The sequence below is a fragment of the Paeniglutamicibacter kerguelensis genome, from assembly GCF_017876535.1.
Lineage (GTDB): Bacteria > Actinomycetota > Actinomycetes > Actinomycetales > Micrococcaceae > Paeniglutamicibacter > Paeniglutamicibacter kerguelensis.
This window is the reverse complement of record NZ_JAGIOF010000001.1, coordinates 2,775,996-2,792,122: the sequence shown is the minus strand read 5'-3', so window position 1 is coordinate 2,792,122 and position 16,127 is coordinate 2,775,996. Positions and strand designations below refer to the sequence as shown.

13 protein-coding genes are annotated in these 16,127 nt (G+C 66.8%); 6 read left to right on the top strand and 7 right to left on the bottom strand.

Annotation, left to right across the window (positions count from 1 at the left end; genetic code table 11):
• The first annotated feature begins 258 nt into the window (after window positions 1-258).
• The gene (locus JOF47_RS12830; protein WP_209999014.1) at window positions 259-1,425 is read left to right on the top strand and encodes an RtcB family protein; all 1,167 of its coding nucleotides are present in this window, start codon (window positions 259-261) and stop codon (window positions 1,423-1,425) included.
• A gap of 63 nt (window positions 1,426-1,488) precedes the next feature.
• On the opposite strand, the gene JOF47_RS12825 is transcribed toward JOF47_RS12830, so the two are convergent.
• The gene (locus JOF47_RS12825) at window positions 1,489-1,905 is read right to left on the bottom strand and encodes a PLD nuclease N-terminal domain-containing protein (protein WP_209999012.1); all 417 of its coding nucleotides are present in this window, start codon (window positions 1,903-1,905) and stop codon (window positions 1,489-1,491) included.
• Between the two features lie 52 nt (window positions 1,906-1,957).
• On the opposite strand from JOF47_RS12825, the gene JOF47_RS12820 reads away from it, so the two are divergent.
• Entirely contained in the window at window positions 1,958-2,227 is a 270-nt protein-coding gene (locus tag JOF47_RS12820; RefSeq protein ID WP_209999010.1) for a DUF4229 domain-containing protein, read from the top strand.
• A gap of 286 nt (window positions 2,228-2,513) precedes the next feature.
• On the opposite strand, the gene JOF47_RS12815 is transcribed toward JOF47_RS12820, so the two are convergent.
• The 3 genes from JOF47_RS12815 to JOF47_RS12805 all read right to left on the bottom strand — a co-directional run bounded on the left by JOF47_RS12815 (window position 2,514) and on the right by JOF47_RS12805 (window position 5,633).
• Window positions 2,514-3,401: a 1,4-dihydroxy-2-naphthoate polyprenyltransferase gene (locus JOF47_RS12815; RefSeq protein WP_209999008.1), complete on the bottom strand. Its 888-nt coding sequence runs from the start codon at window positions 3,399-3,401 to the stop codon at window positions 2,514-2,516.
• A 117-nt stretch (window positions 3,402-3,518) separates the two neighbouring features.
• Window positions 3,519-4,646: an AMP-binding protein gene (locus JOF47_RS12810; protein ID WP_209998998.1), complete on the bottom strand. Its 1,128-nt coding sequence runs from the start codon at window positions 4,644-4,646 to the stop codon at window positions 3,519-3,521.
• A 21-nt stretch (window positions 4,647-4,667) separates the two neighbouring features.
• Complete coding sequence (locus JOF47_RS12805) at window positions 4,668-5,633, bottom strand: 1,4-dihydroxy-2-naphthoyl-CoA synthase (RefSeq protein ID WP_209998995.1); 966 nt, start codon at window positions 5,631-5,633, stop codon at window positions 4,668-4,670.
• A gap of 363 nt (window positions 5,634-5,996) precedes the next feature.
• Here JOF47_RS12805 and JOF47_RS12800 point away from each other — a divergent pair, with 363 nt between their 5' ends.
• The 4 genes from JOF47_RS12800 (at window position 5,997) to JOF47_RS12785 (ending at window position 10,651) form a co-directional block, all read left to right on the top strand.
• Window positions 5,997-7,448 (top strand): amino acid permease, encoded by a 1,452-nt coding sequence (locus JOF47_RS12800; protein WP_209998986.1) that lies wholly within the window; start codon window positions 5,997-5,999, stop codon window positions 7,446-7,448.
• A gap of 331 nt (window positions 7,449-7,779) precedes the next feature.
• Window positions 7,780-9,000, top strand: coding sequence for a thiolase family protein (locus JOF47_RS12795; RefSeq protein WP_209998969.1), 1,221 nt, complete (start codon window positions 7,780-7,782; stop codon window positions 8,998-9,000).
• Window positions 9,001-9,002: 2 nt separating this feature from the next.
• Window positions 9,003-9,788: an enoyl-CoA hydratase/isomerase family protein gene (locus JOF47_RS12790; RefSeq protein ID WP_209998953.1), complete on the top strand. Its 786-nt coding sequence runs from the start codon at window positions 9,003-9,005 to the stop codon at window positions 9,786-9,788.
• Window positions 9,788-10,651, top strand: coding sequence for a 3-hydroxyacyl-CoA dehydrogenase family protein (locus JOF47_RS12785; RefSeq protein WP_209998951.1), 864 nt, complete (start codon window positions 9,788-9,790; stop codon window positions 10,649-10,651). The genes JOF47_RS12790 and JOF47_RS12785 overlap by 1 nt, the downstream gene beginning before the upstream one ends.
• Before the next feature lie 70 nt (window positions 10,652-10,721).
• Here the strand turns inward: JOF47_RS12785 and JOF47_RS12780 are convergent, their stop codons facing one another.
• Genes JOF47_RS12780 through JOF47_RS12770 form a run of 3 tightly spaced genes read right to left on the bottom strand, consistent with a single transcriptional unit; the run spans window position 10,722 to window position 15,996 of the window.
• Complete coding sequence (locus tag JOF47_RS12780; RefSeq protein ID WP_209998949.1) at window positions 10,722-13,118, bottom strand: GNAT family N-acetyltransferase; 2,397 nt, start codon at window positions 13,116-13,118, stop codon at window positions 10,722-10,724.
• Window positions 13,115-14,470, bottom strand: a complete 1,356-nt coding sequence (locus JOF47_RS12775; RefSeq protein WP_209998943.1) for a lysine N(6)-hydroxylase/L-ornithine N(5)-oxygenase family protein — start codon at window positions 14,468-14,470, stop codon at window positions 13,115-13,117. Before JOF47_RS12775 ends, JOF47_RS12780 begins: the two co-directional genes overlap by 4 nt.
• Window positions 14,467-15,996: a pyridoxal phosphate-dependent decarboxylase family protein gene (locus tag JOF47_RS12770; protein WP_245356357.1), complete on the bottom strand. Its 1,530-nt coding sequence runs from the start codon at window positions 15,994-15,996 to the stop codon at window positions 14,467-14,469. The genes JOF47_RS12775 and JOF47_RS12770 overlap by 4 nt, the downstream gene beginning before the upstream one ends.
• Between the last annotated feature and the right edge of the window lie 131 nt (window positions 15,997-16,127).

Below are 16,127 nucleotides of genomic sequence, written 5' to 3'. Positions count from 1 at the left end.
TACTGGAAAGGACAAGGCCATGTTGAATTTTAAAGCAACCCAACTAAATGACTTGTCCATGCGCTCCTTTCAGCGCCAGTACAAGCATGAACCAGGCCGTCGGTTGCCCCTTTTGTAGATCCCTGCACGCCAGTAGGACTCCAAACCCCGCAACCGCACACCGGTTCGGGGTTACTTTTTTGGATCCGATCGTTTCCCCGAATCTTTCAGCCTTTCCGCGGACCGCGCGGCGAGGACCACATCACAGAAAGAGAAATCGTGGAGACCATCAACAGCCGGCTCAAGAACTGGGCGTCCATCCTGGATGAAAAGACCCGGGAGCAGGCAATCACCACCTCGAAGATGCCGTTCATCTTCCCGCACCTGGCGCTGATGCCGGATGCGCACCTTGGCAAGGGTGCTACCGTCGGGTCGGTGATCCCGACGCTTGGGGCCATCATCCCCGCGGCGGTGGGCGTGGACATCGGGTGCGGCATGATCGCAGTGAAGACCCAGTACAAGGCCGCGGACCTGCCGAAGGATCGCAAGCCGCTTCGTGAAGAGATCGAACGCGCCATCCCGCTCTCGGCCGGGAAGTACAACAGCAAGATCGTTGCAACTGCGGTTCCCCGGATCGAGGAACTCAAGGAACTGGCCGTGAAGGCCGGTTTCGACCCGGCAAGCTACGCGGGGCACTGGGCACACCAGCTTGGCTCCCTGGGCTCGGGCAACCACTTCATCGAGGTGTCGCTGGACGAGGAGGACTCGGTCTGGCTGTTCCTGCACTCCGGCTCGCGCGGCATCGGCAACAAGATTGCGACCAAGCACATCAAGGTCGCACAGCAGGTCGCCAAGAAGTACTGGATCGAGCTGCCGGATCCGGACCTCGCCTACCTGGTGGAGGGGACCGACGAATTCAACGCGTACATCCGCGAACTGCGCTGGGCCCAGCACTTCGCCCTGCTGAACCGGGAAGAAATGATGGACCGCGTGATCCGCCAGTTCACCAACTGGGTCGGGGGACCGGTCGAGGAACTCGAACGCATCAACTGCCACCACAACTTCACGGAGAAGGAAACGCATTTCGGGAAGTCTGTCTGGCTTTCCCGCAAGGGCGCCATCCGGGCCCGGGAGGGCGACCACGGCTTGATCCCTGGCTCCATGGGCACCGCATCGTATGTGGTGGTCGGCAAGGGCAACCCCGTGTCACTTGATTCCTCGCCGCACGGCGCCGGACGCGAGTACTCCCGGACGGCGGCCCGCAAGACCTTCAGCATCGAGCAGCTGCGCGAGGCCATGGCGGGGATCGAGTACCGTGACACCGATGCGTTCATCGACGAGATCCCGGGTGCCTACAAGCCCATTGACCAGGTCATGGAGGACGCTGGCGACTTGGTGAGCGTGCGGCACAAGCTGCGCCAGATCATCAACGTCAAGGGCGACTAGACAAAAAGGTTGGGCAGGCCCGGAAAAATCCGGGCCTGCCCAACCTTCGAATCGGTTCTTGGACTACGGGGTGTGGTGCGGTTTGTCTTCGGACTGATTGCCGCCCTCTTCGGGCTTCTTGTGGTTTTCCTCGGCCGCCTTGCGCTCGCGTTCCTTGAGCTCGGCCTCCTTGCGGCGCAGTTCCTCGTCGCGGGCCTTGTTGCGGCGCTGCGTTTCCAGGTTGCGCAAGAAGGCCTCGTCGTCGTCGGGGGCGCCGGTGGCCGGGCGCGTTCCCGGGGCCTGGCGCTGCCCGCCCGTGACGGGGCGTCCGAGCCAGAACCAGAGCCCGGCACCGATGAGTGGCAGCAAGATAATGGCGGCGACCCATCCGACCTTGGGCAGGGAACGGACATCGCTCGGACGTGTGCGAACACATTCGATCAAAGCGTAGATGGTGACAGCTAGTGCGACCAATGCGGCAAAAATTATGTTCCTGACCATATACATAGTCTAGTGAAAATATCTGGGATCGGGCTGCGGATAGACTGGAGGCGTGCAGTTCTTAAAGTACACCGTGATCCGGTTGGCCCTTTTCTTCGTTGTTTTCCTCCCGCTGGTATTCCTTCTGGGCTGGTCCGCCTACATCGCGGGCCTGATCGCGCTCGTCGTTGCCTTCGCCGTCAGCTACTTGTTCTTCAACAAGTTGCGGCTCGCCGCCAACGCCGACGTGCAGAAAATGTTCGCGGCAAATGGCCCCAAGAAGTCCAAGCGGCAGCTGTCCGACGAGGAAGCCGAAGACCGCTTCCTGGACGGCGACAAGTAGCTTTCCACCCCTTTCGGGGTCCGGGGCCGTAGACAATGTTCCGCTTCAACGCGGGCGGACATGCGGCCCTACGTGTCCTTAACCGACGTCCGGTTGTCCCGTGGCCGGCAGGTGCCCATCCCGTCGGCCAAGAATTTCCTGACACTGTTGCATCGGATCCATCGGGGTTGCGCTTCCATGGGGAATTTGCCCTTGCGATCGTCGCAACCGGACCGTGGGTGACACAAAAATGCGGCGGGGCCACTCCGAATCGGAAGCCGCCCCCGCCGCATCTGTGCAGGGTGTGTTAGGCCAGGGCCTTGTCCATGACGATCGCGGCGGTGAACAGCGCGGCGTAGACAAGGTTGATGATGCCGGTCTGCTTCAACACCGGGATCAATGCGCCGGGTTCGTGCTTGCGCAGCATGATCCAGCAGGGCATCAGGCTGGGCAACACGGTGAGCAGCACCAGCCACATCCACGGGCGGGTGCCGATCATCGTCACCGGCAGCAGGATGGCAACGGCAAGCATCATCACGTAGCTGATGCGCGCGGTGGTGTCTCCCAGGCGCACGGCGAGGGTCATCTTGCCGACTTCGCGGTCCGTGGGAATGTCGCGCACGTTGTTGGCCATCAGCAGGGCCGTGGCAATCAGGCCGGTGCCGATTGCACCCAAAAGCGACAGCAGCGACAGCATGCCGGCCTGGGTGTAGGTGGTGCCGAGCGTTGCCACCAGGCCGAAGAAGATGAAAACGAACACCTCGCCCAGCCCGCGGTACCCGTAGGGGTTCTTGCCGCCGGTGTAGCCCCAGGCCGCGACGACGGCCGCGGCACCGACCAGCAGCAACGGCCACGAACCGGTGAAAATCACCAGGAATGCGCCAACCAGGGCCGCCGCACCGAAGCAGCCGAACGCCGCGTTCCGCACGTCTTTCGGCTCGGCGAGCCCCGAGCCGGTCAACCGAAGCGGGCCGACGCGAACGTCGTCGGTGCCCCGGATTCCATCCGAGTAGTCGTTGGAGTAATTCACTCCGACCTGGAGCAAAAGACCCACGATGAGTGCCAGGATCGCCTCGAACCAGGCAAGCTCTCCGGTGATGTCCACTGCCGCCGCCGTGCCGATAACAACCGGGGCAATCACGATGGGCAGCGTGCGAAGTCGTGCACCGGCGACCCATTGGGAGAGCGTTGCCACTGTTAGTCCTCTCGATACTTCCGTCTAAGATCAGCCTCCATTCTCCCCTGATCAGTGATGAGGGCGAAATCTACCTGAACCGGCGGCTGGATGGACGGGAATGTCGCGGGGTACGGGCTATTCCGGGGCGGCGGCCAGCAGTGCGCCCAGGGCCATGCGGTCGAACTTGCCGTTGGGCAGCAGCGGCAGGGCCGGAAGCTGCAGGATGCGGCGCGGCACCGCAGCGGCGCCAAGGGCCGAACGCACCGCCTCACGCACCGATTCCGGGTCGGCGGTTCCGCTGAGCGCGGCGCCGACCTGCTGGCCCCACTGCTCGTGGGCGACGGGCAGGACCATGACCGAGCCAACACCCGGAAGCGACTCGATGACCTGCTGGATCCTGGACGCGGAGACCTTGACGCCGCCGGTGACGATGACGTCATCCGCCCGGCCGCCCACCGTGAGGACCCCGTCCTCGTAGCCGCCCAGGTCATCGGTGCGATACCAGCGGGTTCCCTCGCCGTCGACGCTGAAGTGCTTCGCTGTCAGTTCCGGATCGCCGAGGTAGCCCGAAGCGATGGTCGGGCCGCCGAGCCAGATCCGTCCGTCGACGGCTTTCACCTCGACCCCGGGAAGGGGCTTGGCGTCGTATACGCAGCCGCCGCTGGTTTCGCTGGATCCGTAGGTGAGGTGGATGTTCAGGGAATGCCTGGCAGCCGCCTCGAGAACCGACCGCGGGGCGCGCGCCCCGCCGAGCAGGATCGCATCGAAGCGCTTGAGCGTGGACAGGGTTTCGCCGTCGGGGTCGGTGAGCAGGCGCTGCAGCTGGGTGGGCACCAGTGACACGAGGCGCTTGCGGTCGGTCAGCGCCGATGCAGCCTCGTTGAACCCGGCGGCGTCGAAGCTCCGGTCCAGGTCCATGGCCCAGGGACGCGTTCCGGCATACAGGCTCCGGCTGAGGACGGACAGCCCCGCCACGTAGTGCAGGGGCAGGGCGAGCAGCCATTGGCCCTCAAAGCCCAAGTACTCGGCGGTGGCCATGGAGGAGGAAGCAAGAGCCTCGACCGACAGTGCCGTGCGCTTGGGCGTGCCGGTGGAGCCCGAGGTGCGCACCACGGCCGCGATTTCCTCCAGGCCCTCCACGTCCGCCTCGGCCACGAGGCTCACCAGGTATTCGTTGTTCGTGGTGCCGGGAAGGATCTCCACGGCGGGGCCTTCCCCATTGAGGGAAGCCGAAAGGGCAACGAGCGCGGAATCGGGATTCATGGGTGGCTGGAGTCCTTGGCCTTAGAAGTAGTACGGGTGGGCGGACCAGTCGGGGTCGCGCTTTTCCAGGAAGGCGTCCCGGCCTTCGACTGCTTCGTCGGTCATGTAGGCCATGCGGGTGGCCTCGCCGGCGAAGACCTGCTGGCCCGCCAGCCCGTCGTCTGCCAGGTTGAAAGCGAACTTGAGCATGCGGATGGCCTGCGGGGACTGCTTGGCGATGTCCGCCCCGTACTCCAGCGCCACCTCTTCGAGGCGGGCGTGGTCGACGGCCTCGTTGACGGCGCCCATGCGGACCATGTCCTCGGCGGAGTATTCGCGGGCGAGGAAGAAGATCTCGCGTGCGGTCTTCTGGCCGACCTGGCGGGCCAGCAGCGCCGATCCGTAGCCGGCGTCGAAGGAGCCGACGGTGGCGTCGGTCTGCTTGAACTTGCCGTGTTCGCGGGAGGCGATGGTCAGGTCGGAGACGACGTGCAGCGAGTGCCCGCCGCCCGCGGCCCAGCCGTTGACCACGGCGATGACAACCTTGGGCATGGTACGCATCAGGCGCTGGACCTCGAGGATGTGCAGGCGTCCGGCGCGTGCCGGGTCGATCGAGTCGGCGGTCTCGCCCTCGGCGTAGCGGTAGCCGTCGCGGCCGCGGATGCGCTGGTCGCCGCCCGAGCAGAATGAATGCCCGCCGTCCTTGGGGGAGGGGCCGTTGCCGGTGAGCAGCACCGTTGCCACGTCCGAGCTCATGCGGGCGTGGTCCATGACGCGGTAGAGCTCGTCAACCGTGCCGGGGCGGAACGCGTTGCGCACCTCCGGGCGGTTGAAGGCAATGCGCACGGTCGGCAGGTCGCGGAGGACGTTGCCGGAGGTATCGCGCTCGACCTGGCGGTGGTAGGTCATGTCCTCGAGGTCGAAGCCCTCGACCCCGCGCCAGCGCGTGGGGTCGAAAATGTCTGAGACCTTGGCCGGCAGCTGCGGGTTTGATTCAACGTTGCTCACAGTTATGAATGCTAGCCGCTCACCCGGCGGCGGCGCGAAAACCGGGTGCGGGAGGCGAGGCATATCTACGTCCGGAGGTCGCCAGGATCCAGAAACTGTTCAACAATTTTTGGAAAAGTTTTTTGGACCGGATAATCCGCGGAAAGCCGGGCTTCACTACGCGATTTGTGCAATTGCACGTGGTGTGCATCACGTCGGAATCCTGTGGTCCGTGGCACATCCCAAGTGTATTAACGGCCACGAATGGGGTAGGTTTACCGCTTGCGTCCACTGTATGTGTCACGGGCCACCCCGGGCGGGTTTTGGCGGGCACCTCCCGCCTTACCCAGCGCGAGAGTAAAGCTTTACTGAAGGAGTCACGCGTTGGAACCCCACAACGTTCTAGAGCATCAGCATCAAGTTTCGACCAGCGAAGCTGGTGTCACGTCCGAGGGTTACAAGAAGACCCTGACGCGTCGCCACGTCCAGATGATCGCGATGGGTGGTGCCATCGGGGTCGGCCTGTTCATGGGTGCCGGCGGGCGCCTGGCTTCCACCGGTCCCGCATTGATCTTCTCCTATGCCATTGCCGGTGTCATCGCATATTTCCTGATGCGTGCGCTGGGCGAATTGATCATGTACCGCCAGTCCTCGGGTTCCTTCGTTTCCTATGCCGGTGAGCTCTTCGGCGCCAAGGGCGCCTACCTTTCCGGTTGGATGTACGTCCTGAACTGGGCCATGACCGGCATCGCCGAGCTCATCGCCATCGGCCTGTACTTCCAGTACTTCTTCCCCGGCGTTCCGGTGGAGGCCTCCGCGCTCTGCGCCCTGGGGCTGCTCGTGGCCGTGAACCTCTTCAGCGCCAAGGCCTTTGCCGAGTTCGAATTCTGGGCCTCGTTCCTCAAGGTCGCTGCCATCGTGTCGTTCCTGTGCATTGGCGCCTACCTGGTGGTCACGAACGCGCAGGTAGGCGACGGACACGCCTCGGTGAGCAACCTCTTCGCCAGCGAAGGCGGCATGTTCCCGCGCGGCTTCCTGATCTCCATCTTGGTGCTCAACGCCGTCATCTTTGCCTACAACGCCATCGAGCTGGTCGGCATCACCGCCGGTGAAATGGAAAACCCGGCCAAGGAAGTTCCCGCCGCAATCCGCGCCGTGGTCATCCGCATCGTTGTCTTCTACGTCGGCTCGGTGTCCCTGCTGGCCATGATCGTTCCGTGGAACGAGTACCAGGCGGGCGTCAGCCCGTTTGTCACAGTCTTCGACCAGCTGGGCTGGGGCTGGATCGGCAGCGTCATGAACTTCGTCGTGATCACCGCGGCACTGAGCTCCTGCAACTCGGGCCTGTACTCGATCGGCCGCATCTTCCGCGCGATGGCAAACAATGGCCACGCCCCGCAGTGGCTGACCAAGATGAACAAGCGCTACGTTCCGTACGCGGGTATCTGGGCCATCTCCGGCGTCTACTTCATCGGCATCATCCTCAACGTGTGGCTCGGTGGAACCTACGCATTCGACCTGGCGCTGAACACCGCGTCCATCGGCGTGCTGTTCACCTGGGCATCGATCTTCGCCTGCCAGCTGATGCTGCGCAAGAAGCGTGGCAAGGCCTCCTCGCTGTTGATGCCGGGCTCGCCGTACACCAGCTGGGCGGGACTTGTGTCCCTGGCGATCATCACCGTGCTGATCGGCTTTGACACCATCACGGGCAAGGACGGCGAGGTGTTCCACCTTGGCCTCTACACCATCGGGTGCATCCCGCTGATTGCCGTCGCCCTGTGGATCGGCTGGCGCAAGGTGCGCAACAACAAGCCCAAGAGCGAGTTGTACGCCTAGTACACCGGTTTCTTTGTACCCCCGATACCTTTTTGAGGGTTGAAAATCGGCGGGGTTGGGTGGAAGTGTCATAGGGACACCTTCCGCGCCGGCCCCGCCGATTCTCTTTTAAGCTTCGGGGTGCTCCCGTGAAGCCCGTCCGGGTGAATGTGGCGCGGAGGTTGACCCCGATCACTTCGGGGTGGGATTGTATTAGTGAACGAATGGTCGGTAAATAACGTGCGGTCTGTCCAAGACCCGCGGCCGGGGACAAAGAACGGCCCGCCATCGCCCTCCCATCGCTAGCGGCGGGAATGGGGCATGGCGAGTTTCGAATGACAAAGGAGTTGTGATGACCGAGGCTTTCTTGGTGGGCGGAGCCCGCACACCGGTTGGACGATACGGCGGAGCGTTGAGCAGTGTCCGACCCGATGACCTGGCGGCGCTCACCATTCGGGCCGCCGTCGAGCGCGCCGGAATCGATCCGGCCGACGTCGACGAGGTGATCTTCGGAAACGCCAACGGCGCCGGCGAGGAAAACCGCAACGTCGCCCGCATGGGCTGGCTGCTGGCGGGCTTCGAGGACACCGTCCCGGGCATCACCGTCAACCGACTCTGCGCCTCCGGCATGAGCGCCATCACCATGGCCAGCCACATGATCAAGGCGGGTGCCGCCGACATCGTCGTCGCCGGCGGCGTCGAGTCCATGAGCCGCGCCCCGTGGGTCATGGAAAAGCCGGACAAGGCCTTCGGCAAGCCAGGGGCCAGCTACGACACCTCGATCGGCTGGCGCTTCCCGAACCCCGAGTTCCTCTCCGGCGAGCTTTCCCGCGAGGGCAAGGCCACCTTCTCCATGCCGGAAACGGCCGAGGAAGTCGCCCGCGTCTTCGGCACCAGCCGCGAGGACTGCGATGCCTTCGCCGTGCGCTCCCACGAGCGTGCCATCGCCGCCATCGAGGCCGGCCGTTTCAAGGACGAAATCGTCCCGGTTGTCGTCAAGACCCGCAAGGGCGAAACCATCGTCGACACCGACGAGGGCCCGCGCCCCGGCACGACCTTCGAGGTGCTATCCGCGCTGCGCCCCGTGGTCAAGGGCGGCACCGTGGTCACCGCCGGAAACGCCTCGACCCTCAACGACGGCGCCTCGGCGATCATCGTTGCCTCCGAGGCAGCCATCAAGAAGTACGGACTGGTTCCGCGCGCCCGCATCATCGACGGCGCCTCCGCCGGCCTGGCCCCGGAAATCATGGGCGTGGGTCCGGTTCCGGCAACACGCAAGGTCATGGAGCGCTCCGGCCGCAAGATCGAGGACCTGGCCGCCGTCGAACTGAACGAGGCCTTCGCCTCCCAGTCGCTGGCGTCCATGCGCGAACTGGGCATCGACCCGGAGATCGTGAACAACGACGGCGGAGCCATCGCGCTCGGCCACCCGCTTGGCTCCTCCGGCGCCCGCATTGTCATCACCCTGCTGGGCCGCCTGGAACGCGAGGCGAAGAACGGTTCCAAGCTGGGCCTCGCGACCATGTGCGTCGGCGTGGGCCAGGGTTCCGCCCTGCTCATCGAGGGCGTCTAGGCGTGGGGGAGAACCTGGACACCGCGGGCTTCCAGACCCTGAAGGTCTCCGAGTCCGTGGACCGGCTGCTGGTGCAGCTGGACCGCCCCGAGGTCAGGAACGCCATCGACCAGTTGATGGTCGACGAGCTGCATGCGGTGTGCGCCTACCTTGAGCGCACTCCGAAGATCATGGTGCTTTCCGGCACCCCGGCCGATCCGGAAACCGGCGCCAAGGGAGTCTTCGCCTCCGGCGCCGACATCGCCCAGCTGCGCGAGCGCCGCCGCGACGATGCCTTGGCCGGCATCAACTCGGGCATCTTTGACCGCATCGCCAAGCTGCCGATGCCGGTTATCGCGGCCCTCGATGGCTTCGCCCTGGGCGGCGGCGCCGAGCTGGCCTACGCCGCGGACTTCCGCATCGGCACCCCGGAGCTGCGCATGGGCAACCCGGAAACCGGCCTCGGCATCATGGCGGCCGCAGGTGCCACCTGGCGCCTGAAGGAACTCGTGGGCGAGCCCGTCGCCAAGGAGATCCTGCTCGCGGGCAAGGTGCTCAAGGGCGAGGAGGCCCTGCGCGTCGGGCTCATCACCGAGCTGGTCGAGGGCAAGGACCTGCTCGCCGCCGCCTCGGCGTTGGCCGACCGTATCGGGAACCAGGACCCCCTGGCCGTGCGGATCACCAAGTCCGTGTTCCACACCCCGCGTGAGGCGCACCCGGTCATCGACACCCTCGCGCAGGGAATGCTCTTTGAATCCCAGGCAAAATTCGACCGCATGCAGGCCTTCTTAGACAGGAAGAAAAAGTAATGAGTGAAGTTTCCCCGGCCCTCCCGGCCAAGGTCGGCGTCCTCGGCGGCGGCCGCATGGGCGCCGGCATTGCCCACGCCTTTTTGGTCAATGGCTGCGACGTGGTCGTCGTCGAGCGCGACGAGGCTTCCGCACAGGGCGCCCGCGAACGCGTCGAGTCCGCAGCCGCCAAGTCAATCGAGCGCGGCTCGGTCGACGGGAACCTGGGCGAGATGCTCACCCGGTTCGACGTTTCGGTGGACTACGCGGCCTTCGCCGACCGCGAGCTCGTCGTCGAGGCCGTCCCGGAAATCTGGGACCTGAAGGTCTCCTCGCTCAAGAACGTCGAAGAGCACCTTGCCGCGGACGCGATCCTGGCCTCGAACACCTCCTCGCTGTCCATGAGCGGCCTGGCCGCAGAGCTGCAGCGCCCGGAGAACTTCCTGGGCCTGCACTTCTTCAACCCGGTGCCGGCCTCCACCCTCATCGAGGTTGTCATCGCCAAGCAGAGCGCCACGGAGCTGATCGAGCGCGCCCGCGGCTGGGTCGCCGGGCTGGGCAAGACCGCCGTCGTGGTCAACGACGCCCCCGGCTTCGCCTCCTCGCGACTGGGCGTTGCCATCGCGCTGGAAGCCATGCGCATGGTCGAAGAGGGCGTCGCAAGCGCCGAGGACATCGACAACGCCATGGTGCTCGGCTACAAGCACCCGACCGGCCCGTTGAAGACCACCGACATCGTGGGTCTCGACGTGCGCCTGGGCATTGCAGAATACCTGCACGAGACCCTGGGCGACCGCTTCGCTCCGCCGCAGATCCTGCGCGACCTGGTCGAGGCGGGCCACCTGGGCCGCAAGACCGGCAAGGGCTTCTACGACTGGAGCTAAGGCCACCGCATCCAAGACGGGGGCCGGATCGCAGCCATGGCTGCGATCCGGCCCCCGTTGCGTCTCGGGCCTACGCCCCGTGCCCCGCCAGCGGGTTGGCCAGCGTGCCGGCGTAGATCAGCCCGCCGGACTGGTCGGCCAGGTCCAGCATCTGCTGGTTGTTGCGCAGCTGCAGCCGGTTCAGGCAGGATAGCTCGAAGTCCGGGGCGAAGAGCTCCAGGGCGTCGAAGGCCGCCGCCTGCTCCGGGTTGCGTTCCCGGTAGGCGAGCAGGCGCTGCACGGCGATGGCCCAGAACTCATCCTCGCCGCACACGCCCTCGCGGGCCAGTGCCGGAGCCAGGAAGCGCAGGAAGCAGTCGACGACGTCGGTGAAGATCGCCAGCCGGCGTTCGGAGTCGGGCGCCGTGATGCGGATCCGCTCGACCTCGGCGGGCAGCGGCTGCCGGTCCCCGAACACCGCGACCTCCTCGGCCAGGTCCTTATGCAGCACGCGCACCGGCACCGAGTCCTCGAAGACCATGATGACGTTTTCCCCGTGGGGCATGAACACCAGGTCGTAGCGGCACAGGCAGTGCACCAGCGGCACCAGGTAGGCGTCGAAGTAGCGGGCCAGCCACTCGGCCGGCGCCAGGCCCGAGCGCCGGACGTGCGCGGCGGCCAGCGAGGCGCCGGCGGCATCGATGTGCAGCAGCGAGGCCATGGTGGCCAGGGCCTGCCCGTCCTCGATGCGCGAGGCCGGGGACTCGCGCCAGAGTGCCGCCAGCATCTTGCGCTGCGGCGCGTTCTGGCCTGCGGCGTTGAACAGCGAGTTGGTGTAGCCGACGGCCGCGACCTCGCGCAGCAGCCGGGTCCCGCGGGCCTGCAGCTCGGCATCGGCGTCGAACACCGAGGTGAGCCACGCGTTGATGGCCGGGGTGCCCTCCATGTAGGCGGCCGAGAGCCCGCGCATGAAGCCCATGTTCAGCACCGAGAGCGCGGTCTTGACGTAGTGGCGCTCCGGGTTGCTGCGGTTGAAGAAGGTGCGGATCGACTGCTGCGGCTGGTACAGGTCGGCGCCCGCGCCCAGGTGCACCAGGTGGCCCGTGGCGACGTCGGGCGCGAAGCTGACGGCCAGCTTGTTGTCCCACTGCCACGGGTGCACCGGGATGAACACGAACTCCTCCGGATCCAGCCCGCTGGCGGCGCAGGCGGCGGCGAGCCGGGCATTCAGCAGGTCCATTTGCGCCTCGCCGAGTTCCTCGCGCAGCAGCCCCGCGGCGTTGATCCCGTACAGGGCGGTGAAGCGGGCCCGCGAGTTGTGGGCGGCAAGCCACTGGAGTTCGATCGCCGAGCCGGTTTCCGGGGCGTAGTCCAGGTAGTCCCCGGCGCCCAGGCCGAGCCGGCCGTTGTTGGCCACGAAGCACGGGTGCCCCTCGGTCATCGCGGCCTCGGTGCGCTGGAAGTCGGCCACGGCGTCCCCGGTCCCGGCCGCAAGTTCCGCGGCACTCGCGGTGGAGTGCAGCTGCTTGTAGCAGTGCCCGGCCAGGGTGCTGCCGATTTCCTCCAGGTACACCGGCAGCTGCGCCTCGGAGAGGCCGAGTTCCTGACGGAAGGCCAGCACGAAGCCCGCCGCATCCGGTGCGACGGACACGCCGGCACGGTTCACCTCCAGGGAGGCGGGGTCCACCACCCAGTGCTCCAGCTGGTGCACGGTGGCGGCAAATCGGTATTCGAGGTCCCCGACCGACAACGACCAGGTCCCGTTCCCCGGAACCGGGGCCAGTAGCCGCTCGTGGGTGAACTCGGCGATGGCCTTGGCCAGCACGTGGCGGTTGGCGGTGTCCCAGCGGGCGGGGGACAGGTGCGCGGTGGCGGTGGAGGGCCCGTAAGTGGCGGCCGCGAAGTCGGCACGGGTGCAGAAGGACAGCAGCGCGGTCTTGGCCGGGGTGTCCGGGCCCGCCGGCAGCTCGACGCGCCCGGCGGGGCAGAAGCCCAGCCGGGAGTTCAGCGAGTGGATGGCGGTGTTGCCCGCGTCCGGCTCCACGACGATGCGCAGCACCGCCGGGTCGGCGAAGAGGTGGGCGATGGCCGCCTCCATGGCCGCGGCGCTGAACCCGGGCCGCGCCGGGCCGTTGCCGGGGCCGGCAAGCAGCAGGTGCAGGCCGGCGTCCCCGTGCCGGTGGGTGTAGGCCCCGGCAAGCACCGAATGCTCCGGGGTGTAATGCTCCAGCAGCATCACGGCCTCCGGCTCCCGGCCGGGCGCGGTTGCGGGCAGCAGCCCGAGCAGCACGTGGTGGTGCGGGTCCGCGTCCAGGGCCGCGTAGGCGGCGCGCACCTGCTCCACGGACGTGCCGTTCATGCCCCAGTAGCGGGCGCGCTCGGTGTTCACCCAGCCGTGCAGCAGCTCGGCGTCGGCGGCGGGGTCGAAGCGGCGGAAGGAAATGTCGGTGGCGGCAGGCGCGATGGCCGGCTCGAAGGTGGTGATCATGCGTGGGCTCCTTCGGGGTGGAGTTCAATCTCGGGGGAGTGGGCGGGATTGGCGCCCGTGGCGGGGCTGCCGAAGTGCTGGAAACCGATTCGGGTCTCGACCCGGTAGTGCGCCCGGCCGAGCAGCCGGTTGATGATCACCGAGTTGCGGTAGGCGCCCATGCCCAGGTCGGGGGCCGTGAACCCGTGGGTGTGCAATTCGGCGTTCTGCACCAGCACGTCGCCCTCGGGGGTGATCGCGTAGTCGCGGTCCACGTCCAGCCGGCCGTCGGGCAGCCGGTTCAGGCGCTGGTCGATGCCGGCCAGGAAAGCCGGTTCCCGGTAGCCGTAGCCGGTGGCCAGCACCAGGGAGTCGGCGTGCGTGGTGAAGGCCCCGCCGTCGTCCTGGTTGCGCAGCCCCAGGCCCAGGGAGCCGTCGCAGGTTGAGACGGATTCCAGCGCGGTGGCCGCGCGCAGCGTGACGGGCCGGTGGCCGGACACGGACCGCCGGTAGAGCATCTCGTGGATCTCGTCGATCAGATCCGCGTTGATGCCCTTGTAGAGCCCCTTCTGGCTCGCCGAAAGCCGGTCCCGGGTGCCCTGCGGCAGCCCGTGGAAGTGGTCGATGTACTCCGGGCTTGTCATCTCCAGGGTCAGCTTGGTGTATTCCAGCGGGAAGAAGCGCGCGGAGCGGGTGACCCACTCCAGCTGCCCGTCGGCCGGCAGCCGGCCCAGCAGGTCGGCGAAGATTTCCGCGGCGCTCTGGCCGCTGCCGACCACCGCGATGCGGCCGGAGGCGGCAACGCGTTCGCTGGCTTCCCGGTAGCCGCTGCTGTGCACCACCTGGCCGCTGGCCAGCAGTTGCTCGGGCACGGAGGCGGGCACGTACGGCACGGTGCCGGTGCCCAGCACCAGCTTGCGGGTGCGCACGGTGTGCGCCCCCTCGGACGTGTGCACGTCGAGTTCGTAGACCCCGTCCACGTGCCGGGCGGCGGCGACGTGGTGCCCGAACCGGACCGAGGGCAGCTTGGCCGCGGCCCAGCGCAGGTAGTTGTTGTACTCCTCGCGCAGCGGGTAGAAGTTCTCCCTGATGTAGAACGGGTAGATGCGTCCGGTTTCCTTCAGGTGGTTCAGGAAGGACAGCGGGTTGGTCGGGTCGGCCATGGTGACCAGGTCGGCCATGAACGGGACCTGCAGGTGGGCGCCGTCCAGCATCATGCCCGGGTGCCAGGCCAGCTCGTCGGCGCTCTCGAGCACCAGCACCCGCAGGTCCTGCACGGAGCTGGCCAGCGCCGCGAAGCCGAGGTTGAAGGGGCCGGCGCCGATGCCCACTGCGTCCCAGACCGGTTCGTGGTTCAGGTTCTTGATGCTCATGCGTTGACCTCGCTTGCTGCGCGCTCGCCGGAGAGCCGGCGGCCGTGGGCCACGACGGCGTCAAGGATCTCGGCCACGTCCCGCGGCGCGGTTTGCGGGTTGAGCAGGGTTAGCTTCAGGTGGCGCACCCCGTTGACGGTGGTGGCGGCAACCATGGCCTCGCCGGATTCATACAGGGCCTTGCGGATCACATTGGCCAGCGATTCCACGGCACCGTCGCCGTCCCGGCCGGCCGGGACGTAGCGGAAGACCACGGTGCTCAGCTGCACCGGAGCGGCGAGCTCGAGTTCGGGGTGGTCCTGGACCATGTCTCCCGCCTCGGCGGCCAACTCCATCACGGAGTCGAACATTTCCCCGATGGCCTGCCCGCCGATGGAGCGCAGCGTCACCCAGAGCTTCAGCGCATCGAAGCGGCGCGTGGTCGCCAGCGACTTGTCGACCTGGTTGGGCACGCGGCCGGCCTCGGCCGCCGGGTTCAGGTATTCGGCATGGTGCGAGACCAGGCCCAGGGAGGACTTGTCGCGGACCAGGATCGCGCTGGATCCGATGGGCTGGAAGAAGGACTTGTGGAAGTCGACGGTCACCGAGTTGGCGTTTTCGATGCCGGAAAGCATGCCGCGGTGCCGCGGCGAGGCGAGCAGCCCGCAGCCGTAGGCGGCATCGACGTGGAACCAAGCGCCGTAGGCGGCCGCCAGCGCCCCAAGAGCCGGCAGCGGGTCGATGGCGCCGAAGTCGGTGGTACCCGCGGTGGCGACGATGGCCAGGGCGCGCAGCCCGGCGGCCCGGTCGTCTGCAAGCGCGCGCTCCAGGGCGGTCGCGTCCATCCGGTGCATCGAGTCCACGGGAATTGCCACCACTGCGTCGGCCCCCATGCCGAGCAACGAGGCGGAGGTGGAGATGCTGAAGTGGCTGTCGGCCGAGGCATAGATGCGCAGCCCGGCAAGCCGCTCGGGCAGGCTGCCCGGCGCGCCGGCGACCGCGGCGTTGCGGGCCAGCAGCATGGCCTGCATGTTGGAGGCCGTTCCGCCGCTGGTGAAGACGCCGTCGGCCTCCGGGCCGAGTTCCGCCAGGTCAGCTGCCCAGTCGATGAGCCGTTGTTCGATGAGCGTGGCGCCGGCGCTCTGGTCCCAGGTGTCCATCGAGGTGTTGACGGTGGTGACGAGCGCCTCGGCGACAACGGCGGGCACTGCCACGGGGCAGTTCAGGTGCGCGGCGTAGCGCGGGTGGTGGAAGTAGACCGCATCGCGCAGGTACAGTTCCGTCGCTTCCTCCAGGGCGGCTTCGGTGCTGCCCAGCGGGGTGCGCAGGTCCACCGCGTCGAGCCGGGCCCGCAGCGCTGCGGGGCCGGGACCCGTGGTGGGGCCGGCGGCCCCGGCGATCGAACGGGCTGCCATGCGTGCGGCGGCACCGAATTCTTCGGCCATGCGTTCGGCGGATTCGGCGCCGAGCAGATGCCTTGCCGCGGCGCCGTCGGAGGCATATGCGGGGGAGGACAGGGTTTGCGCCAGGGGACGTTGGGGCGTCATGGGGCTCCTTCGATGTTGGGAAAAACCACAAGCTGACAGGCAAAGGTTATGCTTACCTAACTCGTGCCGAGACATTAAGCGCACGACCGTGGCCCTTAATGCAAATTCAGTTAAATGAACAACAAAAAAAT

What these genes read in the sequence shown, in the direction of transcription:
- JOF47_RS12775 (WP_209998943.1), bottom strand. Translation starts at nt 14,470, where the DNA reads ATGAGCATCAAGAACCTGAACCACGAACCGGTCTGGGACGCAGTGGGC.
- JOF47_RS12780 (WP_209998949.1), bottom strand. Translation starts at nt 13,118, where the DNA reads ATGATCACCACCTTCGAGCCGGCCATCGCGCCTGCCGCCACCGACATT.
- JOF47_RS12770 (WP_245356357.1), bottom strand. Translation starts at nt 15,996, where the DNA reads ATGACGCCCCAACGTCCCCTGGCGCAAACCCTGTCCTCCCCCGCATAT.
- JOF47_RS12810 (WP_209998998.1), bottom strand. Translation starts at nt 4,646, where the DNA reads ATGAATCCCGATTCCGCGCTCGTTGCCCTTTCGGCTTCCCTCAATGGG.
- JOF47_RS12825 (WP_209999012.1), bottom strand. Translation starts at nt 1,905, where the DNA reads ATGGTCAGGAACATAATTTTTGCCGCATTGGTCGCACTAGCTGTCACC.
- JOF47_RS12785 (WP_209998951.1), top strand. Translation starts at nt 9,788, where the DNA reads ATGAGTGAAGTTTCCCCGGCCCTCCCGGCCAAGGTCGGCGTCCTCGGC.
- JOF47_RS12795 (WP_209998969.1), top strand. Translation starts at nt 7,780, where the DNA reads ATGACCGAGGCTTTCTTGGTGGGCGGAGCCCGCACACCGGTTGGACGA.